Annotated in this window: 16 protein-coding genes; 3 read left to right on the forward strand and 13 right to left on the reverse strand. The window is 72.4% G+C overall.

The window, feature by feature from the left end; all coding sequences use genetic code 11:
• Window positions 1–27: 27 nt before the first annotated feature.
• The 4 genes from sqr to rpsB all read right to left on the reverse strand — a co-directional run bounded on the left by sqr (window position 28) and on the right by rpsB (window position 3,911).
• Window positions 28–1,272 (reverse strand): type III sulfide quinone reductase, selenoprotein subtype, encoded by a 1,245-nt coding sequence (gene sqr, locus AC3A5R_RS01940; protein ID WP_487619099.1) that lies wholly within the window; start codon window positions 1,270–1,272, stop codon window positions 28–30.
• 96 nt (window positions 1,273–1,368) lie between these two features.
• On the reverse strand, window positions 1,369–1,962 hold the full coding sequence (locus tag AC3A5R_RS01945; protein ID WP_487619100.1) for an antibiotic biosynthesis monooxygenase: 594 nt from the start codon (window positions 1,960–1,962) through the stop codon (window positions 1,369–1,371).
• Between the two features lie 149 nt (window positions 1,963–2,111).
• A complete protein-coding gene (gene tsf / locus AC3A5R_RS01950; protein WP_487619101.1) occupies window positions 2,112–2,942 on the reverse strand; it encodes a translation elongation factor Ts in 831 nt (276 codons plus the stop codon).
• Between the two features lie 54 nt (window positions 2,943–2,996).
• Window positions 2,997–3,911, reverse strand: a complete 915-nt coding sequence (gene rpsB, locus AC3A5R_RS01955) for a 30S ribosomal protein S2 (RefSeq protein WP_487619102.1) — start codon at window positions 3,909–3,911, stop codon at window positions 2,997–2,999.
• 267 nt (window positions 3,912–4,178) lie between these two features.
• Here rpsB and AC3A5R_RS01960 point away from each other — a divergent pair, with 267 nt between their 5' ends.
• From AC3A5R_RS01960 to AC3A5R_RS01970, 3 genes are all read left to right on the forward strand, one after another.
• Window positions 4,179–6,125 (forward strand): DUF6541 family protein, encoded by a 1,947-nt coding sequence (locus tag AC3A5R_RS01960; protein ID WP_487619103.1) that lies wholly within the window; start codon window positions 4,179–4,181, stop codon window positions 6,123–6,125.
• 73 nt (window positions 6,126–6,198) lie between these two features.
• A complete protein-coding gene (locus tag AC3A5R_RS01965) occupies window positions 6,199–7,377 on the forward strand; it encodes a pyridoxal phosphate-dependent aminotransferase (RefSeq protein WP_487619104.1) in 1,179 nt (392 codons plus the stop codon).
• Window positions 7,378–7,616: 239 nt separating this feature from the next.
• Window positions 7,617–8,159 (forward strand): peptidoglycan DD-metalloendopeptidase family protein, encoded by a 543-nt coding sequence (locus AC3A5R_RS01970; protein ID WP_487619105.1) that lies wholly within the window; start codon window positions 7,617–7,619, stop codon window positions 8,157–8,159.
• A 16-nt stretch (window positions 8,160–8,175) separates the two neighbouring features.
• Here the strand turns inward: AC3A5R_RS01970 and AC3A5R_RS01975 are convergent, their stop codons facing one another.
• The 9 genes from AC3A5R_RS01975 to rplS all read right to left on the reverse strand — a co-directional run bounded on the left by AC3A5R_RS01975 (window position 8,176) and on the right by rplS (window position 16,098).
• Window positions 8,176–9,075: a tyrosine recombinase XerC gene (locus tag AC3A5R_RS01975; RefSeq protein ID WP_487620103.1), complete on the reverse strand. Its 900-nt coding sequence runs from the start codon at window positions 9,073–9,075 to the stop codon at window positions 8,176–8,178.
• Window positions 9,076–9,437: 362 nt separating this feature from the next.
• A complete protein-coding gene (gene dprA / locus AC3A5R_RS01980; protein ID WP_487619106.1) occupies window positions 9,438–10,826 on the reverse strand; it encodes a DNA-processing protein DprA in 1,389 nt (462 codons plus the stop codon).
• Complete coding sequence (locus AC3A5R_RS01985; RefSeq protein ID WP_487619107.1) at window positions 10,823–12,382, reverse strand: YifB family Mg chelatase-like AAA ATPase; 1,560 nt, start codon at window positions 12,380–12,382, stop codon at window positions 10,823–10,825. Before AC3A5R_RS01985 ends, dprA begins: the two co-directional genes overlap by 4 nt.
• Window positions 12,382–12,747, reverse strand: a complete 366-nt coding sequence (locus AC3A5R_RS01990) for a YraN family protein (RefSeq protein WP_487619108.1) — start codon at window positions 12,745–12,747, stop codon at window positions 12,382–12,384. The genes AC3A5R_RS01985 and AC3A5R_RS01990 overlap by 1 nt, the downstream gene beginning before the upstream one ends.
• A 132-nt stretch (window positions 12,748–12,879) precedes the next feature.
• Entirely contained in the window at window positions 12,880–13,200 is a 321-nt protein-coding gene (locus AC3A5R_RS01995) for a DUF2469 domain-containing protein (protein WP_076259797.1), read from the reverse strand.
• The gene (rnhB, locus tag AC3A5R_RS02000; protein WP_487619109.1) at window positions 13,197–13,994 is read right to left on the reverse strand and encodes a ribonuclease HII; all 798 of its coding nucleotides are present in this window, start codon (window positions 13,992–13,994) and stop codon (window positions 13,197–13,199) included. Before rnhB ends, AC3A5R_RS01995 begins: the two co-directional genes overlap by 4 nt.
• Window positions 13,995–14,067: 73 nt before the next feature.
• Complete coding sequence (lepB, locus tag AC3A5R_RS02005; protein WP_487619110.1) at window positions 14,068–14,943, reverse strand: signal peptidase I; 876 nt, start codon at window positions 14,941–14,943, stop codon at window positions 14,068–14,070.
• Window positions 14,943–15,665: a signal peptidase I gene (gene lepB / locus AC3A5R_RS02010; protein WP_487619111.1), complete on the reverse strand. Its 723-nt coding sequence runs from the start codon at window positions 15,663–15,665 to the stop codon at window positions 14,943–14,945. The genes lepB (AC3A5R_RS02005) and lepB (AC3A5R_RS02010) overlap by 1 nt, the downstream gene beginning before the upstream one ends.
• A gap of 58 nt (window positions 15,666–15,723) precedes the next feature.
• Window positions 15,724–16,098 carry a 50S ribosomal protein L19 gene (gene rplS / locus AC3A5R_RS02015; RefSeq protein WP_487619112.1) on the reverse strand — a complete coding sequence of 125 codons (375 nt, stop codon included), beginning with the start codon at window positions 16,096–16,098 and terminating at the stop codon, window positions 15,724–15,726.
• Between the last annotated feature and the right edge of the window lie 199 nt (window positions 16,099–16,297).

Below are 16,297 nucleotides of genomic sequence, written 5' to 3' on the forward strand. Positions count from 1 at the left end.
CCTCTCTGCGTGGGCATCTCGCCTCGATCAGGCGGGCACCTTGCCCGCCATCGTCATGTGCGACGGCAGCCCGAGCGGCCGGCCGGGCAGCAGCGCGTTCCAGTAGACGTGGCGGAACGCGAGCTTGCCCAGGTGGTTGGCCCGGGACTCCTTGAGCAGTCGCAGCGGCCCGACCACCGGCAGCGGGAACGTGCCGGTGAGCGGCTCGGTGTCGTAGTTGAAGTCGAGGAGCAACGCCTTGCCGCCACCGGACTCGACGAAGCAGTTGGCGTGCCCGTCGAAGGAGTGGGTCATCGGTCGCCCGGCGGCCAGCTCGACGAAGTTCTCGACGAAGACCTCGACCGAGAAGTGCGCGACCGAGCCGGCCTTGGAGGTCGGGATGTCGCTCGCGTCGCCGAGGGCGAAGATCTCGGGGTGCTCGGGCGAGCGGAACGTGTGCTTGTCGACGTGGACGTAGTTCAGCTCGTCGCCGAGGCCGGAGCGGGCCACGAAGTCGGCGCCCATGTTGAGCGGGACCGTGACGAGCTGGTCGTAGGCGACCTCACGCTCGTCGTAGCTGACGATGACCTTGCGCTCCTGGTCGACCCGCTCGATCATGAAGTCGGTCTCGACCCGGACGCCGCGCTCGTCGAGGGCGTGGCCGAGCTCGCGGCTGGCCACCGGCTTGGTGAAGGCGCCGTCCAGGGGCGTGACGAAGACGAGCTCGGTGCGGTCGCGCGGTCCGCGACGGCGCAGATGGTCGTCGGCGAGCATCGTGAACTCGAGCGGCGCGACGGGGCACTTGATCGGCAGCTCGGTGACGTGCACGACGAGCCGTCCACCGGTGAAGGCCGCGAGCCGCTCGCGCAGTGCGAGCGATCCCTCGTACGTGTAGAACTCACCCACCGAGCGGTGCCACTCCGGGCCGAGCATTCCGGGCGTCTGGTCGGGTCGCGGGCTCGTGCCGCTCGCGATGACGAGGTGGTCGTAGCCGAGCTCGCGACCGTCGGCGAGGCTGACGACCCGGGCGTCGGCATCGACGCGGTCGACCTCCGCGAGCACGACCCGCACGCCGGCGGTGATGAGGGCCCGACGCGTCCGGCGTACCTGCTCGGGCGTGTAGGTCCCGAACGGCAGGAAGAGATAGCCGGGCTGGTAGTCGTGGACGTCGTCCTTGTCGACGACGGTGATCGTCCAGTCGTCCTCGGACAGGCGGTGGCGGAGCTTGTTGGCGACCATGGTGCCGGCCGTGCCCGCGCCGAGCACCACGAGCCTGCGTGGTGTGGTGGTCATGCTCCGAAAGTACCCCGGAGGGTATGTCTGCGCCGTGACCCACGAGACAGCGGAGCTGTGATCCCCCAGACACCTCGGGGTCGCACCGTGGCCGCGCTACCGGTGCAGCCAGCGACCGAAGAGGCGCGTCACGAACGGCAGCAGGACATAGGTCATCCAGGGCGTCGCGAGCAGCGTCGAGACGAGGACCCGCAGAGGGACCGGCCAGGCTGCTGACACCGGCAGCAGCAGGTAGGTCAGGGCCAGGCTCGTCGGGAAGAAGGCGAGCCAGATGACGCTCGCCTGCTTCCAGCGCGGCGGCGCGGCCGGGCCGGGCGGGCCCACCTCGGGCCCGTGGACCGTGCGCGACGTCGGCTCGTCGAACCAGCCCTCGATGCCGGTGCGGTACTCCGTGCGGCGGTGCTCGACGAGGTCCTCGGCCGAACGCAGCCACCGCGAGCGCTCGACGGAGGTCTCCCACGCGTCGAGGTGCTCGCGGGAGTCGAAGCGGTAGAGCATGTGCCAGTCGTGGGAGCCCGAGCGCATCCAGCCGGCCCCGAGGAAGCCCGGGAACCGCTCGGCCATCGCCGTGCCCGCATGGACCCACGCCTGCATGAGGTCGCCGTCCTCCGGGGCGACGCGCCGCGTGATCGCGACCGTGAGCGGTCCGTCGTCGACGCGCGTCGGCGCCTCGAAAGTGCTCGTGCTCATGGGCGCTCCTCGTGAGGGCGGGCCGGCCGGGTCAGGCGCCGGTCGAAGGGGAGGACGGACGCGACGATGCCGGCCACCCCGGGAAGGGGCGACCGGCATCGGTCGTGCCTGAGGCGCGTCAGCGCCGGGCGTGGGACGTCAGGAGGCCCTCACTGACCCACGCGGAAGCGGGCGAAGGACGTCGCGGTGGCGCCGGCCTCCTCGAGGACCTTGCCGACGGACTTCTTGGCGTCCTTGGCGAACGGCTGCTCGAGCAGGACGTTCTCCTTGAAGAAGCCGTTGACGCGACCCTCGATGATGCGGGGAAGGGCGGCCTCGGGCTTGCCCTCCTCGCGGGCCGTGGCCTCGGCGACGCGACGCTCGTTCTCGACCGTCTCGACCGCGACCTCGTCACGCGTGAGGACCGTCGGGCTGAAGGCCGCGACGTGCATCGCGACATCGCGACCGACCTGGTCGTCGCCGCCCTCGATCGCCACGAGCACACCGATCTGCGCGGGCAGGTCCGGGCTCGTCTTGTGGAGGTAGGCGGCGACGTTCGCACCCTCGACGCGGGCGACGCGCTTGATCTCGATCTTCTCGCCGATCGTCGCGTTCGCGTCGTCCAGCAGCTGCTGGACGGTGCGGCCGTCGGGCGTCGAGCTCGCGAGGAGCTCCTCGGCGCTGCCGGCCTTCGAGGCGATGGCCTGCTCGAGGACCTGGTCGGCGAGGGCGATGAACTTCTCGCCCTTCGCGACGAAGTCGGTCTCGCAGAGGACCTCGACGAGGGTGCCGACGCCGTCGGTCGCCTTCGCGGTGACGAGACCGTTGGAGGCCGTGCGACCCTCACGCTTCGTCACGCCCTTGAGGCCCTTGACACGCAGGATCTCGATCGCCTTGGCGCGGTCGCCCTCGGCCTCGTCGAGCGCCTTCTTGACGTCCATCATTCCGGCGCCGGTCTGCTCGCGCAGGGCCTTGATGTCAGCGGCGGTGTAGTTCGCCATGCTCTGTATCGCTCTTTTCGTCAGTGGATTCGACTGGTACGCGGTCCGGCAGGCTCAGGCCTGCTCGGCCGGAGCAGCCTCGGCGGCGGGCGCCTCGGCCGGCGCGTCGACCGCGATCTCGGCGGCGACCTCGGGGGCCGGCGTCTCGACCGGGGCCGCGGTGGCCTCGGTGGCCTCGGTGGCCTCGGTGGCCTCGGTGGCAGCGGCGTCGGCGTAGAGCTCGCGCTCCCACTCGGCCAGGGGCTCCTCGGCCTGCGCGTCGCCACCGGACTTGCCGGAGGAGCGCTGGACCAGACCGTCGGCGACGGCGTCGGCGACGACGCGCGTCAGCAGCGTGACGGAGCGGATCGCGTCGTCGTTGCCCGGGATCTTGTAGTCGACCTCGTCGGGGTCGCAGTTCGTGTCGAGGATCGCGATGACGGGCAGGCCGAGCTTGCGCGCCTCGTCGACGGCGAGGTGCTCCTTCTTCGTGTCGACGATCCACACGGCCGAGGGGACCTTGGCCATGGAGCGGATGCCGCCGAGGGTCTTCTCGAGCTTGTCCTTCTCACGCTTGAGGACGAGGAGCTCCTTCTTCGTGCGACCCGACCCGGCCACGTCGTCGAAGTTGATCTCCTCGAGCTCCTTGAGGCGCGTGAGGCGCTTGGAGACCGTCTGGAAGTTGGTGAGCATGCCACCGAGCCAACGGTGGTTGACGTACGGCATGCCGACGCGCGTCGCCTGCTCGGCGATGGGCTCCTGGGCCTGCTTCTTCGTGCCGACGAAGAGGATGGTGCCGCCGTGGGCGACGGTCTCCTTGACGAAGTCGTACGCGTTGTTGATGTACGTCAGCGACTGCTGGAGGTCGATGATGTAGATGCCGTTGCGCTCGGTCATGATGAAGCGCTTCATCTTCGGGTTCCAGCGACGGGTCTGGTGCCCGAAGTGGACGCCGCTCTCGAGGAGCTGGCGCATGGTGACGACGGCCATGCCGTGTTCTCCCTTGTGTGGTTGTTGTTGTCAGTTGTCCGGCGGCGTCGCGTCCGGCTGGGTCTCCCCGGCCGTGGCTGGCCACACTCCTGGCGCCTTGACCCGTCCCGCCCGACGAGGTCGGGACTGCCGTGACGTGTCCCGGGCGCGAGGCCCGGTCGAAGACGCGCGAATTCGGTCGCGCATGCAGGCACACGTGACCGCCGTCAATCCTACGGCCTGACCCGGGTTGTGGGGAAATCGCGTCGACGGGCGAGAATGGCGGCCATGCCGTACTCGACGGGCTGGGACAGCTGGTTCCAGACGATCCCGGTCTTCGTCGTCCTCACCGCCGTCCTCGTCGTGCCCGGCTGGCTCATCGTGCGCGCCCTCGGCACGCGCGGCATGGAGGCGCTCGCGGTCGCCCCCGCGGTGTCGGTCGGCATCATCGCAGCGGCCGCCACGGTGGCCCAGCGCGTCGGCCTCCGATGGGGCCTTGGCCTTCTCCTCGCCGTCACCGTGGTGGCGTCGGGCCTCGCCTGGCTCCTCGCCGTCGTCGCCCGACGCGTCCTGCACCGAGTGCGCCGCCCCGAGCCCGAGGTCGGCACCGCTCGCCGCGTGCTCGGACGGCCCAACCCCGACGCCGTGGTGGCCGTCCTCATCGGCGTCGCCGTGTCACTCGCCACGACGCTGCCCGCGATCGGGCGCCCCGACGAGCTCGTCGACAGCCCGGACGCCGTCTACCACCTCGATCGCATCCGTCTCTTCCTCGAGACCGGCAACTTCTCGATCGCCAACCCCACCTTCTACCCCAACGGCTTCCACTCCTGGATCGCCACCGGCCTGCTGCCGTGGGGAGGCCAGCAGGTGCTGCCCGGCACCAACGTCGCGACGGTCGTGCTCGCCGCGGTCGTGTGGCCGCTCGGCTGCGTCGCCCTCGTGCGCCACGCGCTCGGCACCTCGCGGCTGGTCACCTACGCGTCCGGGTTCGCCTCGGCCGCGTTCATCTCCTTCCCGGCGATCCTGCTCGGCTGGGGCGTGCTCTGGCCCAACCTCATGGCCAACTCCCTGACGCCCGGCGCCCTCGCGCTCATGCTCCAGGCGGCCCGGTCCCGACGCGTCGGCCAGTGGCTCGGGTTCGCCGCGGCCCTGCCCGGGCTGGCGCTCGTGCAGCCCAACGCGCTCGTGGCCCTCGTCGTCTTCGCGCTCGTCTGGTTCGTCACCGCGAGGCTGCGGGCGGGCTGGCTGGGTCACACGGCGTGGTGGAAGGTGGCCCGCGACCTGCTCGCCGTGGCGGTCGTCGGTGTGGCGGTCCTCGTCGCGGCGCCCACCATCTCGGCACGCCTCGCCTCGACCCAGTCCTACGCCTGGACCGGGCACGTGTCGATGTGGACCGCCCTCGTCGAGGTCGTCGGCGGCAAGCTCCAGATCTCGGTCGTGCTGTGGGGAGTGCTGCTGCTCATCGCCCTCGGGATCGGGTGGATCGTCCTGCGGGCCCGCGCGGCGATCCCCGTCGTGGCCATGTGGCTGGCGGCCGTGGCCCTGTACGTCATGGCTGCGTCGTCCACGGCGTCGTGGACCGCGATCATCACCGGCTACTGGTACAACGACAAGGTCCGGCTCGCCTCTCTCGCGGCTGTGCCCGGCGTCGTCCTCGTCGCTGCGGCGGCGCCGGCGCTGCGGGCGCTCCTGCTCCGCGTCCCGGCGGTCCGCGCGCGGCCGCTCGTCGCGTCCGTGGTCGCCCTGGCGCTGCTCCCGCTGCTCACCGTCGTGTGGAACGGCTCGACCCGCAGCTCGATGCTGTCCGGGTTCTTCCGGCCCACCCAGGCCCGACGCGTCATCCTGTCGTTCGAGGCCCAGGAGGCCCTGCGGCAGCTCGCCGCCGACATCCCGGCCGGGCAGGGCGTCGTCGGCCGGCCCGAGAACGGCACACCGCTCATGTACGCGCTCTTCGGCACGAACACCCTCTACCGCTCGCTGCCGATCCCGACCACCGGCGACGAGATCGTCATCGGCACCGGCTTCAACGACCTCGAGCACCGGCCCGACGTCTGCGCGGCACTCGCCCGGCACGACATCCGCTGGGCCATCGGCTCACCCCACGTGTACTGGCTCGACAAGCCGGAGCGCAGCTCCGGCCTCATGCACCTCGACGCCAACCGCGCCGTCAGCAAGGTGCGCACGGTCGGCGACTACACGCTCTACCGCATCACCGGGTGCGGCCTCGGCTCCTGACGCTCCTCGACCCGGAACGCCGCGCGGCCACGCCGGGCCGGGCGGCGCGTCCGGCGCTGGGTAGTGTCGGCCCATGGGCTCGCCGCTGATCTCCCGCATGACCCCGTTCGGCACGACGATCTTCGCGGAGATGTCGGCCCTCGCCACGCGCACCGGGGCCATCAACCTCGGCCAGGGCTTCCCGGACACCGACGGCCCACGCGAGATGCTCGAGGCCGCCAAGGCCGCCATCGACGCCGGGCGCAACCAGTACCCGCCGGGTGCCGGCGTGCCCGAGCTGCTCGAGGCTGTCGCTGCCCACCAGCAGCGGTTCTACGGCCTCAGCGTCGACCCGGCGTCGGAGGTGCTCGTGACGGCCGGGGCCACCGAGGCGATCGCGGCCGTCGTGCTCGCCCTGTGCGAGCCCGGCGACGAGGTCGTCACCTTCGAGCCGTACTACGACTCCTACGCGGCGACGATCGCGCTGGCGGGGGCGACGCGTCGCACCTCGGTGCTGCGCTTCCCCGACTTCGCCGTCGACGAGGCGTCGCTGCGGGCGGCGTTCTCCTCACGCACCCGGCTCGTGCTGCTCAACACGCCGCACAACCCGACCGGCAAGGTCTTCACCCGCGCCGAGCTCGAGCTCATCGCCTCGCTCGCGCGCGAGCACGGCGCGTGGGTCGTCACCGACGAGGTGTACGAGCAGCTCGTCTTCGACGGCGCCGTGCACGTGCCGATGGCGACGCTGCCCGGCATGGCCGAGCGGACCATCACCATCAGCTCCGCCGGCAAGACCTTCTCGGCGACCGGCTGGAAGGTGGGCTGGCTGACCGGGCCGGCCGAGGCCGTCGCGGCCGCGCGGACGGTCAAGCAGTTCCTCACCTTCGTCGCCTCGGGCCCGTTCCAGCCGGCCGTCGCCGTCGCCCTCGGGCTCGGTGACGAGGTCTACGCGTCGCTCCGGGCCTCCCTGCAGGCCAAGCGCGACCTGCTCTGCGCGGCGCTCGTCGAGTCGGGCCTGCAGGTGGCGCGACCGAGCGGCACGTACTTCGTCATCGCCGACGCGGCGCCGCTCGGCGCCGTCGACGGGCTCGAGTTCGCGCGACGGCTGCCCGACCTCGCCGGCGTCGTCGGGGTGCCGGTGTCGGTCTTCCACGACGACCCCCAGGCCGCCCGGACGCTGATCCGCTTCGCCTTCTGCAAGAAGGACGACGTGCTGCACGAAGCCGCCCGCCGTCTCGCAGCCGCCGGCCACCGATCCGGATCCCCCGCCTGACCGTCCCATCGAGTGAGCGCTGAACTCCACCAGCCCCCTGTTTCCCCGTCGAGTGAGCGCACAACCACATCAGCCCCGCCGGGGTCCCCACGTCGAGTGAGCACCGAATCCCACCCGCCCGCGGACGACGGCGTCCCGCCGTTTCGCGGCTGTCCACACCCCGGCCTGTAGCGGGCTGCTCGTCCACAGCGTCGCCGGCGTAGGTACGGCCACGACGGCGGCGCCCTCACGATGGGTCCATGGGCCTCGGATCCGGACTGGCCGCGCTCGTCACGAGCGCCGTCCTCGGCGTCGGCGTCGTTGCCGGCACGACACCGGGAACCGCGGGCCCATCTGCGCCGCAAAGCCGTTCGCCCGCGTCGGGCCTTCGGGCCACGTGGGTCTGGCCGCTCGATCCGGCGCCACGCGTCGAGCGCGGCTTCGACCCGCCCGACCAGCCCTGGGGCTCGGGACATCGCGGCGTCGACCTGGCCGCGGCCGTCGGGCAGCAGGTCCGCTCCCCCGAGTCCGGGACCGTGACGTGGGCCGGCGTGCTGGCTGGCCGCGGCGTCGTCGTCGTGACGCACCCGGGTGGCCTGCGCAGCACCCTCGAGCCCGTACGGGCCGTGGCCCCGGTCGGCGCTGCCGTCGCACGTGGCGGCGTGGTGGGCACAGTCACCGGTGAGCCCGGCCACTGCGCACCGGCGACCTGCCTGCACTGGGGTGTGCTTCGCGGGCGCCAGTACCTGGACCCGCTGGCGTTCGTCGGCCGGGCACCGATCGTGCTGCTCCCCCTGGGCTGAAGCAGCCGCAGGCGAGTCAGGCTCTGGGGTGGGCCTGTTCGTAGATGCGACGGAGGCGGTCGACCGACACGTGGGTGTAGATCTGCGTCGTGGCGAGGCTCGCGTGCCCGAGGATCTCCTGCACCATGCGCAGGTCGGCACCGCCCTCGAGCAGGTGGGTGGCCGCGCTGTGCCGCAGACCGTGGGGACCGAGGTCTGGGGCGTCGGGCAGGTGCGAGAGCAGCTCGTGGACGACGCTGCGCACCTGGCGCGCGTCGACGCGTCGCCCTCGGCGCCCGAGGAACAGTGCCGGGCCCGAGTGCTCCCCGACGAGCCGGGACCGCACGTCCAGCCAGGACTCCACGGCGCGACCAGCCGGCGCCCCGAACGGGACGATGCGCTCCTTGGCGCCCTTGCCCATGACCCGCACCGTGCCCTGGCCGAGTTCGAGGTCGTCGATGTCGAGGGCCGCGAGCTCGCCGACCCGGATGCCGGTCGCGTAGAGGAGCTCGAGGACGGCCCGGTCGCGGACGTGGATCGGGTCGTCGTCGTCGGCCCGAGTGGCGGCGAGGGTGAGCAGCTCGCTCGCCTCACCCTGCTTCAGCACTCCGGGCAACGACGACGAGCGCTTGGGTGCGACGAGCCGGATCGACGGGTCGGTGGGGATGCGCCCGGTGTGCTCGGCCCATCGCAGGAAGGTCCTCGCGGCCGCGGCCCGGCGGGCGATCGTGGCCCGGGCCGCGCCGGTGTCGGCCTGCTCCCCGAGCCAGCCGCGCAGGTCGCCGATGCGCAGGTCGGCGATGTCGGTGACCCCTCGGGCTGCCGTGAACGCCAGCAGGTGCTTGACGTCGCCGAGGTAGGCCCGACGTGTGTGGACCGAACGCCCTCGCTCCGCGCCGAGGTGCCGCGAGAACGCATGGAGCACCTCGCCGTGCAGCTCCTGGACCGATGGGCCGGGCTCGGGAGGTGCGCCGTGCCCCGGCGTCGAGGACGCGGTGAGGCCCGCGTCGCCCGACGTGCTCGCGATCGTCACACCCGTCACTCCCGCACCATGACGCATCCGCACGCGCACCGCAAGTGGCCCGGCCCGTTCCAGCCGCGCCGCACCCGTGACCGTGTGGCTGCGCGGGCGGAGTGCTCGGTCGACGAGGGAAGGACGAGAGCGCACGAGTACCGGACGAGGCAGGCGAGTCCCGTGGGGCAGGTGGGGGCGAGGCGCTCACTCGACGAAGGGAGGGAGCCGGCCAGCGGGGCTGGGCGGGACGGGCGGGGCGCGAGACGGGTGGAGCGACGCACTCATCATTCGAGCGGCAGCGTCGGGCTGGTCGAGGGCAGCGGTGCCGTGCCCGGGGCGGTGGTCGCGGACCTGGGTCTGCGGCGGGGGCTCGGAGCCTTGCGCCACGTGCCGGACTCGCCGATGACCAGGCGGGCCTGCTCGAGCCGGGCGAGGGCCGCACGGACGATGAGGGGCGGCCGGGCCGCGTCACGAGCGATGACGTCGAGGGCGACCGGCCGCCGGAACGGCACGGCCTCGAGCACCGCGCGGTCCTCGACCGGCAGACGGTCGACGACGGTGTCGGCGGCGCGGGGCTCCTCGCACGCGTCCTTACCGAGGTCGCCGACGAGGTCGATGACCTCGTCGACGCTCGTGACGAGGACGGCCTTCTGGTCGCGGATCTCCTGGTGGCAACCGGCCGACATCATCGAGGTGATCGGCCCGGGCACCGCACCGACCGGCCGGGACAGCCCGGCGGCGTGGGTGACCGTGTTGCGCGACCCGGACCGGAGGTCGGCCTCGACGACGACGGTGCCTCGGGTCATCGCGGCGATGAGCCGGTTGCGCGAGAGGAACCGCGCCTTCATGGGCGCCGCTCCCGGTGCCGCCTCGGACACGACGAGCCCCACGTCGGCGATCCGGCGCAACAGGCCGGCGTTCGCCGCCGGGTAGGGGCGGTCGACGCCGCCCGCGACCACGGCCACCGTCGTGCCGTCGACGGCGAGCGCGCCGCGGTGCGCAGCCGCGTCGATGCCGAGGGCGGCGCCGGAGACGACGGTCCACTGCCGCCGCGCCAGGCCGGCAGCCAGGTCGGTGGTCATGTGCTCGCCGTACGTCGTCGCGGCACGCGCCCCGACGACCGCGACCGACCTCCGCGTCGTGTCGACGAGGTCGAGCCGGCCGACGACCCAGAGGCACCATGGCGGGATGGGGAGGTCGTCGAGGGTGTCCGGCCACTCCGGGTCGCCGGGCACGAGGACGCGTGCTCCGACCTTGGCTGCGACCTCGAGGTCGCGGTCGACGTGGAGGGCGCCCACCCGCGCGGCGAACCGGGCGAGGGTTCCGTGCCCGCCGCGGATGCGGTCCATCGTCTCGAGCGGGCCGACCTCCCGCAGCAGCGCGGCCACCTCGACGTCGCGCGGCTCGACGACGCGCGAGAGCGCCGCGCGGGCCCGGCGCACGTCGTCAGCGGTTCCGGAACCGGTCGTGGCCGACCCCGAGCCGGATGCGGAGGGCACGAGCCTGAGGCCGCCGCCCTCGGTAGCGCCCGTGCCGCGGTGGTGGGCGAGACCGCCGATACCGCCGGTGCGGACCTCGCCGACGTCGTCGGAATCGGCGGAGCCGAGGACAGCAGTGGCGTCCCGTGCCCTGGTCGCGCCGGCTCCGTGCTCGGGGCCCGTGGTGGCGCTCATGCCGCGGCCACCGCCTGCCGCCGCAGCGACAGCGCCAGCTCGACCTCGTCACCGCCGGGTCGCTGCAGGCCGGCGAGGTCGCCGACGGTCCACGCACAGCGCAGGGTGCGGTCGTAGCCGCGCAGGCTGATCCCGCCGGACTCGAGGGCCCGGTCGAGCCGGGCCGTGACCGACGACGGCAGGCGCCAAGGGCCTTCGCGCATCATCGACCCCGGGACGTCGGCGTTGAGGGCGCGCCCGGGCAGGTGCGGAGCCCAGCGCGCCTGCTGGACGGCTCGTGCCTCAGCGACCCGGGCCGCGACGGCGGCGCTGCGCTCCCCCGGCGGCTGCCCGACCATGGACAGCCCCGGCGGCTGCACGTGGACCTGCAGGTCGACCCGGTCGAGCAGCGGACCGCTGATCTTGCCGAAGTAGGCGCGTCGGGCCATCGGGGTGCACGTGCAGTCGAGGCCCTTGCCCCAGCCGTGGCCGCACGGGCACGGGTTGGCCGCGAGGACCAGCTGGAAGCGCGACGGGAAGACGACGTGGTCGTGGGCTCGGGCGATGGCGACGATCCCGCGTTCGAGCGGTGTACGCAGTGCCTGGAGCACGTGCTTGTCGAACTCCGGGGTCTCGTCGAGGAACAGGACGCCGTGGTGCGCCCGGGTGATCGCACCGGGCTGGATGCGACCGCTTCCGCCGCCGATGACCGCGGCCGGCGAGGCGCCGTGGTGCGGGGCCACGAACGGCGGACGCGTGATGAGTCGTGCGGCACCGGCCTCGCCGTCGTGGAACCCGCCGACGACGGAGTGGATGGCCGTCACCTCCATCGACTCGGTGCCGTCGAGCGGGGGCAGGATGCCGGGAAGCCGCTCGGCGAGCATCGTCTTTCCGGCTCCGGGCGGGCCTGCCAGCAGCAGGTGGTGGCCGCCGGCCGCGGCGATCTCGAGGGCGAGCTTGGCCTCGGCCTGTCCGACGACGTCGCGCAGGTCCTTGACCTCCTCCTCGACCACCGCCGGCGACTCGGGCACCACGACCTCCTCGGTGGGTCGCCCCTTCCTGAGAGCGTCGTACCTCCGGACGAGCTCGGTGACCTCCGCGGCCGGGTGCACGTGGATGCCGGCCACGAGCCGCGCCTCGGCGGCGTTGGCGACGGGGACGACGACGTGCCGGGCCCCGGACTGGGCCGCGGCGTGCACGAGTGGCAGCACCCCGGGGACCGGGCGCACCGTGCCGTCGAGGCCGACCTCGCCGATGTGCACGACCGAGCGCACGACCTCGGCCGGGATCTTGCCCATGGCGGCCGCGACCGCGACGAAGATCGCGAGGTCGAAAGCCGTGCCGACCTTGCGTTCCCCGGCCGGCGAGAGGTTGATGATGACGCGCCGCTGGCTGACCGGCATCTCCTCGACGAGCGAGGCGGCGGCCTTGATGCGGTTGGCGGACTGCCCGATGGCGGAGTCACCGAGACCGCTGATGGAGAAGCCGGGCAGCCCGGCGGCGACGTGCGCCTCCACCCGGACGAGGTAGCCGCGCACGCCCCGCAGCCCGACAGCCCGGGTACGCCCGAGACCCATCAGCACGCTCCCTTCAGGTGCTGCAGGCGTGGCCGTGAGCCGGCCGCCCACAGGATCGACACGACGTCGATGCGCAGCGGCCCACCCACCGGGTGCTCCGGGTGGGCGTCGCGCCACAGGCCGGCGAGACGACGCAGCCGTCGCTGCTTGCGCCACGTCACCGCCTCGAAGGGAGCACCGTAGGCCTCGCTGGTGCGGGTCTTGACCTCGCACACGACGAGGCAGCCGGCGTCGGCGGCGACGATGTCGATCTCACCGCGGACGCAGCGCCAGTTGCGGTCGAGGATGGTCAGGCCGTGCTCGGCGAGGTAGCGCGCGGCGAGCCGCTCGCCGTAGTCGCCGAGGACGCGGGTCGGGAGGTCCATGCCGACCAGCGTCGTCGGGCCGGCATCCGCCGGCCACGGCCGGCGGGTGGCCTGTGGACGACCGGCCGACGCGTCGGGGGGATGTGGACGGACTCCCGCCGACGCGTCACCCCCGCGTCGAGCGAGCGCGCGTCAGGAGAAGTCGCCGGACTCCGGGAGCTTGATGTCGGGCTTGGGCAGCTCCTCGATGTTGACGTCCTTGAACGTCACGACGCGCACGTTCTTGACGAACCGCGCGGGCCGGTAGATGTCCCAGACCCACGCGTCGGACATCGTGACGTCGAAGAACACCTCACCACCGTCGGTGCGGACCTTCACGTCGACGGAGTTGGCCAGGTAGAAGCGGCGCTCGGTCTCGACGACGTGGGTGAAGAGGCCGACGACGTCGCGGTACTCCTTGTAGAGCTGCAGCTCCATCTCGGTCTCGTACTTCTCGAGGTCTTCCGAGCTCACGTGATCGCCGTTCCTGTCTGCTTGTGCGCGGCCAGCCGCACCTGCTCCTCGTCGGCCGCCAGCGGCGGCAGCGACGCGTCCGTCACCTCATTCAACACCCCGACCCCCGCCTCGGGGCCCACCCCGGGCAGACGCCACGAGCGTCGGTGCAGCTCGCACGGCCCGAGCCGCGTCAGGGCGTCCATGTGGTCGGGGGCGGCGTAGCCCTTGTTCAGGCCCCAGCCGTACTCCGGGTGGGCCTGCGCGAGACCGACCATCATCGTGTCGCGCTCGACCTTGGCCAGCACGCTCGCGGCCGCGACCGAGGAGCACTTCATGTCGGCCTTGATCATCGTCGTGACCGGCGGCGTCGAGGGTCCGCCGGCGTCGGCGAAGGCGAGCAGCCCCACCTCTCCAGGCGCGGTGAGCCAGTCGTGGTTGCCGTCGAGGATGACGAGGTCGGGCACGAGGTCGAGCGCCTCGAGCGCCCGGACGCCGGCGAGCCGCAGCGCGGCCATGATGCCGATGGCATCGATCTCGTCGGCGGACGCGTGACCGACGGCGTGCGCGACGGCCCACCGCTGGATCCGCGGGACGAGCCCCTGCCGCGCCTTCTCGGTGAGCAGCTTGGAGTCCTTGACGCCGATCGGCGCCGAGCGGACCGTCTCGTCGATGACGACGACGCCGACGCTGACCGGCCCCGCGAGGGCGCCCCGGCCCACCTCGTCCATGCCGGCGAGCAGCCGGTGGCCCGAGCGCTGCAGGGCGCGCTCGACGCGCAGCGAGGGCTTCTTCGAGGGTGCGGGGCGAGGCATCGGGGCGGGGATCTCAGGCGGGTTCTCGGGAAAGTGGTGTGGGGCGCGAGCCGGCGGCAGGACGGTCGACGCGTCAGCCGGCCGGCGTCGTGGCCGTGGCCGTCGTCTTCGTGGGGGCCGGGTTGGTCGTCGACTTCGGCGTCGGCGTGCCTGCGGGGGCCGGCACCGAGCCGAAGGTGCGCTCGGGCACGCCGAGCCACGTGACGTGGTCGATGGGCCACACGACGAACAGGGCGCGCCCGACGACCTTGTCCAGGGGCACCGACCCGGTGGTGCCCGTGCCGTCGTCGTGCCAGCGGCTGTCGGAGGAGTCGGAGCGGTGGTCGCCCATGACCCAGATCTTGCCGGCCGGCACGACGATGTCGAACGGCTTGCCCTGGCTGGGTGCGTCACCCGGCTTGACGTAGGGCTCGGTGATCTCGACGCCGTTGACCTTGATCTTGCCGGTGCTTTCGTCGGCCTGGACGTGGTCACCGGGCAGGCCGATGACGCGCTTGATGAGGTGGTTCTCGGCGTCCTCGGGCAGCAGGCCGACGAAGACGAGGGCGTCGTGGAAGGGGCCGCCGACGTTGCTGTGGGCGTTCTCGACACCGGAGAGCCACGGCGAGGGCGTGCCCGGGTCCTCGAAGACGACGACGTCGCCGCGCTTGAGGTCGAACGGGCCGGGCGTCAGCTTGCTGACGATGACCCGGTCGTCCTTGACGAGGGTGTTCTCCATCGACCCGGACGGGATGTAGAAGGCCTGGAAGAGCCAGGTCTTGACGACGAAGGACAGCGCCATCGCGAGGACGACGACGATGACGATCTCCTTGAGGCCCGCGAGCAGCGTGGCCCCGAAACCGCGACGCGGCTCGTCGTCGTAGTCGTCGTCGAGGTAGTCCTCGTCGTCGATGCCGTCAGCCGAGCGCCCGCGCGTCGGGTCCTCGGAGCGTCCGGTGTACTGCGACATCACTCACCATTTCGTGGGACGGAGGAGATCTGGCCCTGGTCGACCGGACCGAGCCGATCGAGCGGCCAGTATCGCACCCAGACCTTGCCGATGACGTCCTCCCCCGGGACCATGCCGCCGCCGGGGTCGCCGAGGTGCGCGCGGGAGTCTGCGGAGGACCCCCGGTTGTCGCCCATGACCCAGAACCGGTCGGCCGGGACCCGGACATCGAAGGGCACGAGGCTCGGTTTCTGGCCGGGCGCGACGTACGGCTCGTCGACCGCGACGCCGTTGACCTCGAGGCGTCCGTCGGCCGCGCAGCAGCGCACGTGGTCGCCGGGCAGGCCGATGATGCGCTTGACGTAGTCGGTGGGCTGGCCCTTGCCGACGATGCTCTGCGCCGCCTCGACGAGGGTCTGGAGGAAGCCGCGCTCGGGCACGCGCAGACCGAACGCCTGCGAGGCGTCGAAGACGATGATGTCGCCGCGCTGGAGCTGCTCGGGGGCCGTGGTGCGCGAGACGAGGATGCGGTCGCCGACGAGGAGGGTGTCCTCCATCGACTCGCTCGGGATGCCGAAGGGCGTCACGAGGAAGGCCCGCACGACGACGACGGCGAGGAGCAGCACGGCCGGACCGATCATCCAGCGGTGCCGGCGCAGGGCGCTGCGCGACCGGGCGACCCCTGGGTGGGCCGGGGACGCCGAAGGCGCGGCGGGTCCCTCGTCCTGTGGGGTGCCGGTCATGCCGGCACGCCCGGGTGGGGACCCACCGCGCCTCGGGTGGTCAACCTGACGCCGCGCGTCAGTTCTTGGCGTCGGCCTTGGCCGGGACGCTGTCGCGCTTCTCGCGGATCTTGGCGGCCTTGCCGCGCAGGCCGCGCAGGTAGTAGAGCTTGGCGCGACGGACGTCACCGCGGGTCACGAGCTCGATCTTCTCGATGATCGGCGTGTGCAGCGGGAAGGTGCGCTCGACCCCGACACCGAAGGAGATCTTGCGGACCGTGAAGGTCTCGCCGACACCGCCGCCGTGGCGACGGATGCAGATGCCCTGGAAGACCTGGATGCGCGAGCGCGTGCCCTCGACGACCTTGACGTGGACCTTCACGGTGTCGCCGGCGCGGAACTCCGGGACGTCGGTGCGCATCGAGGCGGCGTTGAGCTCGTCGAACGTGTGCATGATGGGTTCGCTTTCCTGGGTGCCACAGGCCACCCCTCGCAGGTCATGGTGCGCGCCGGCCGGGCCGCGTGGGCCACCCGGCGGGACAGACCCGCGGTGCTGGTGACCCGACTCCCCCTGTGGCAGGGGCCGTCGTGTGCCGGACGCAAGGAGCAAGTCTGCCAGAGCGCGGCGCAGACCTGAAATCGGAGACGAGTCT

Source organism: Intrasporangium sp. Soil_C_50, assembly GCF_057656595.1.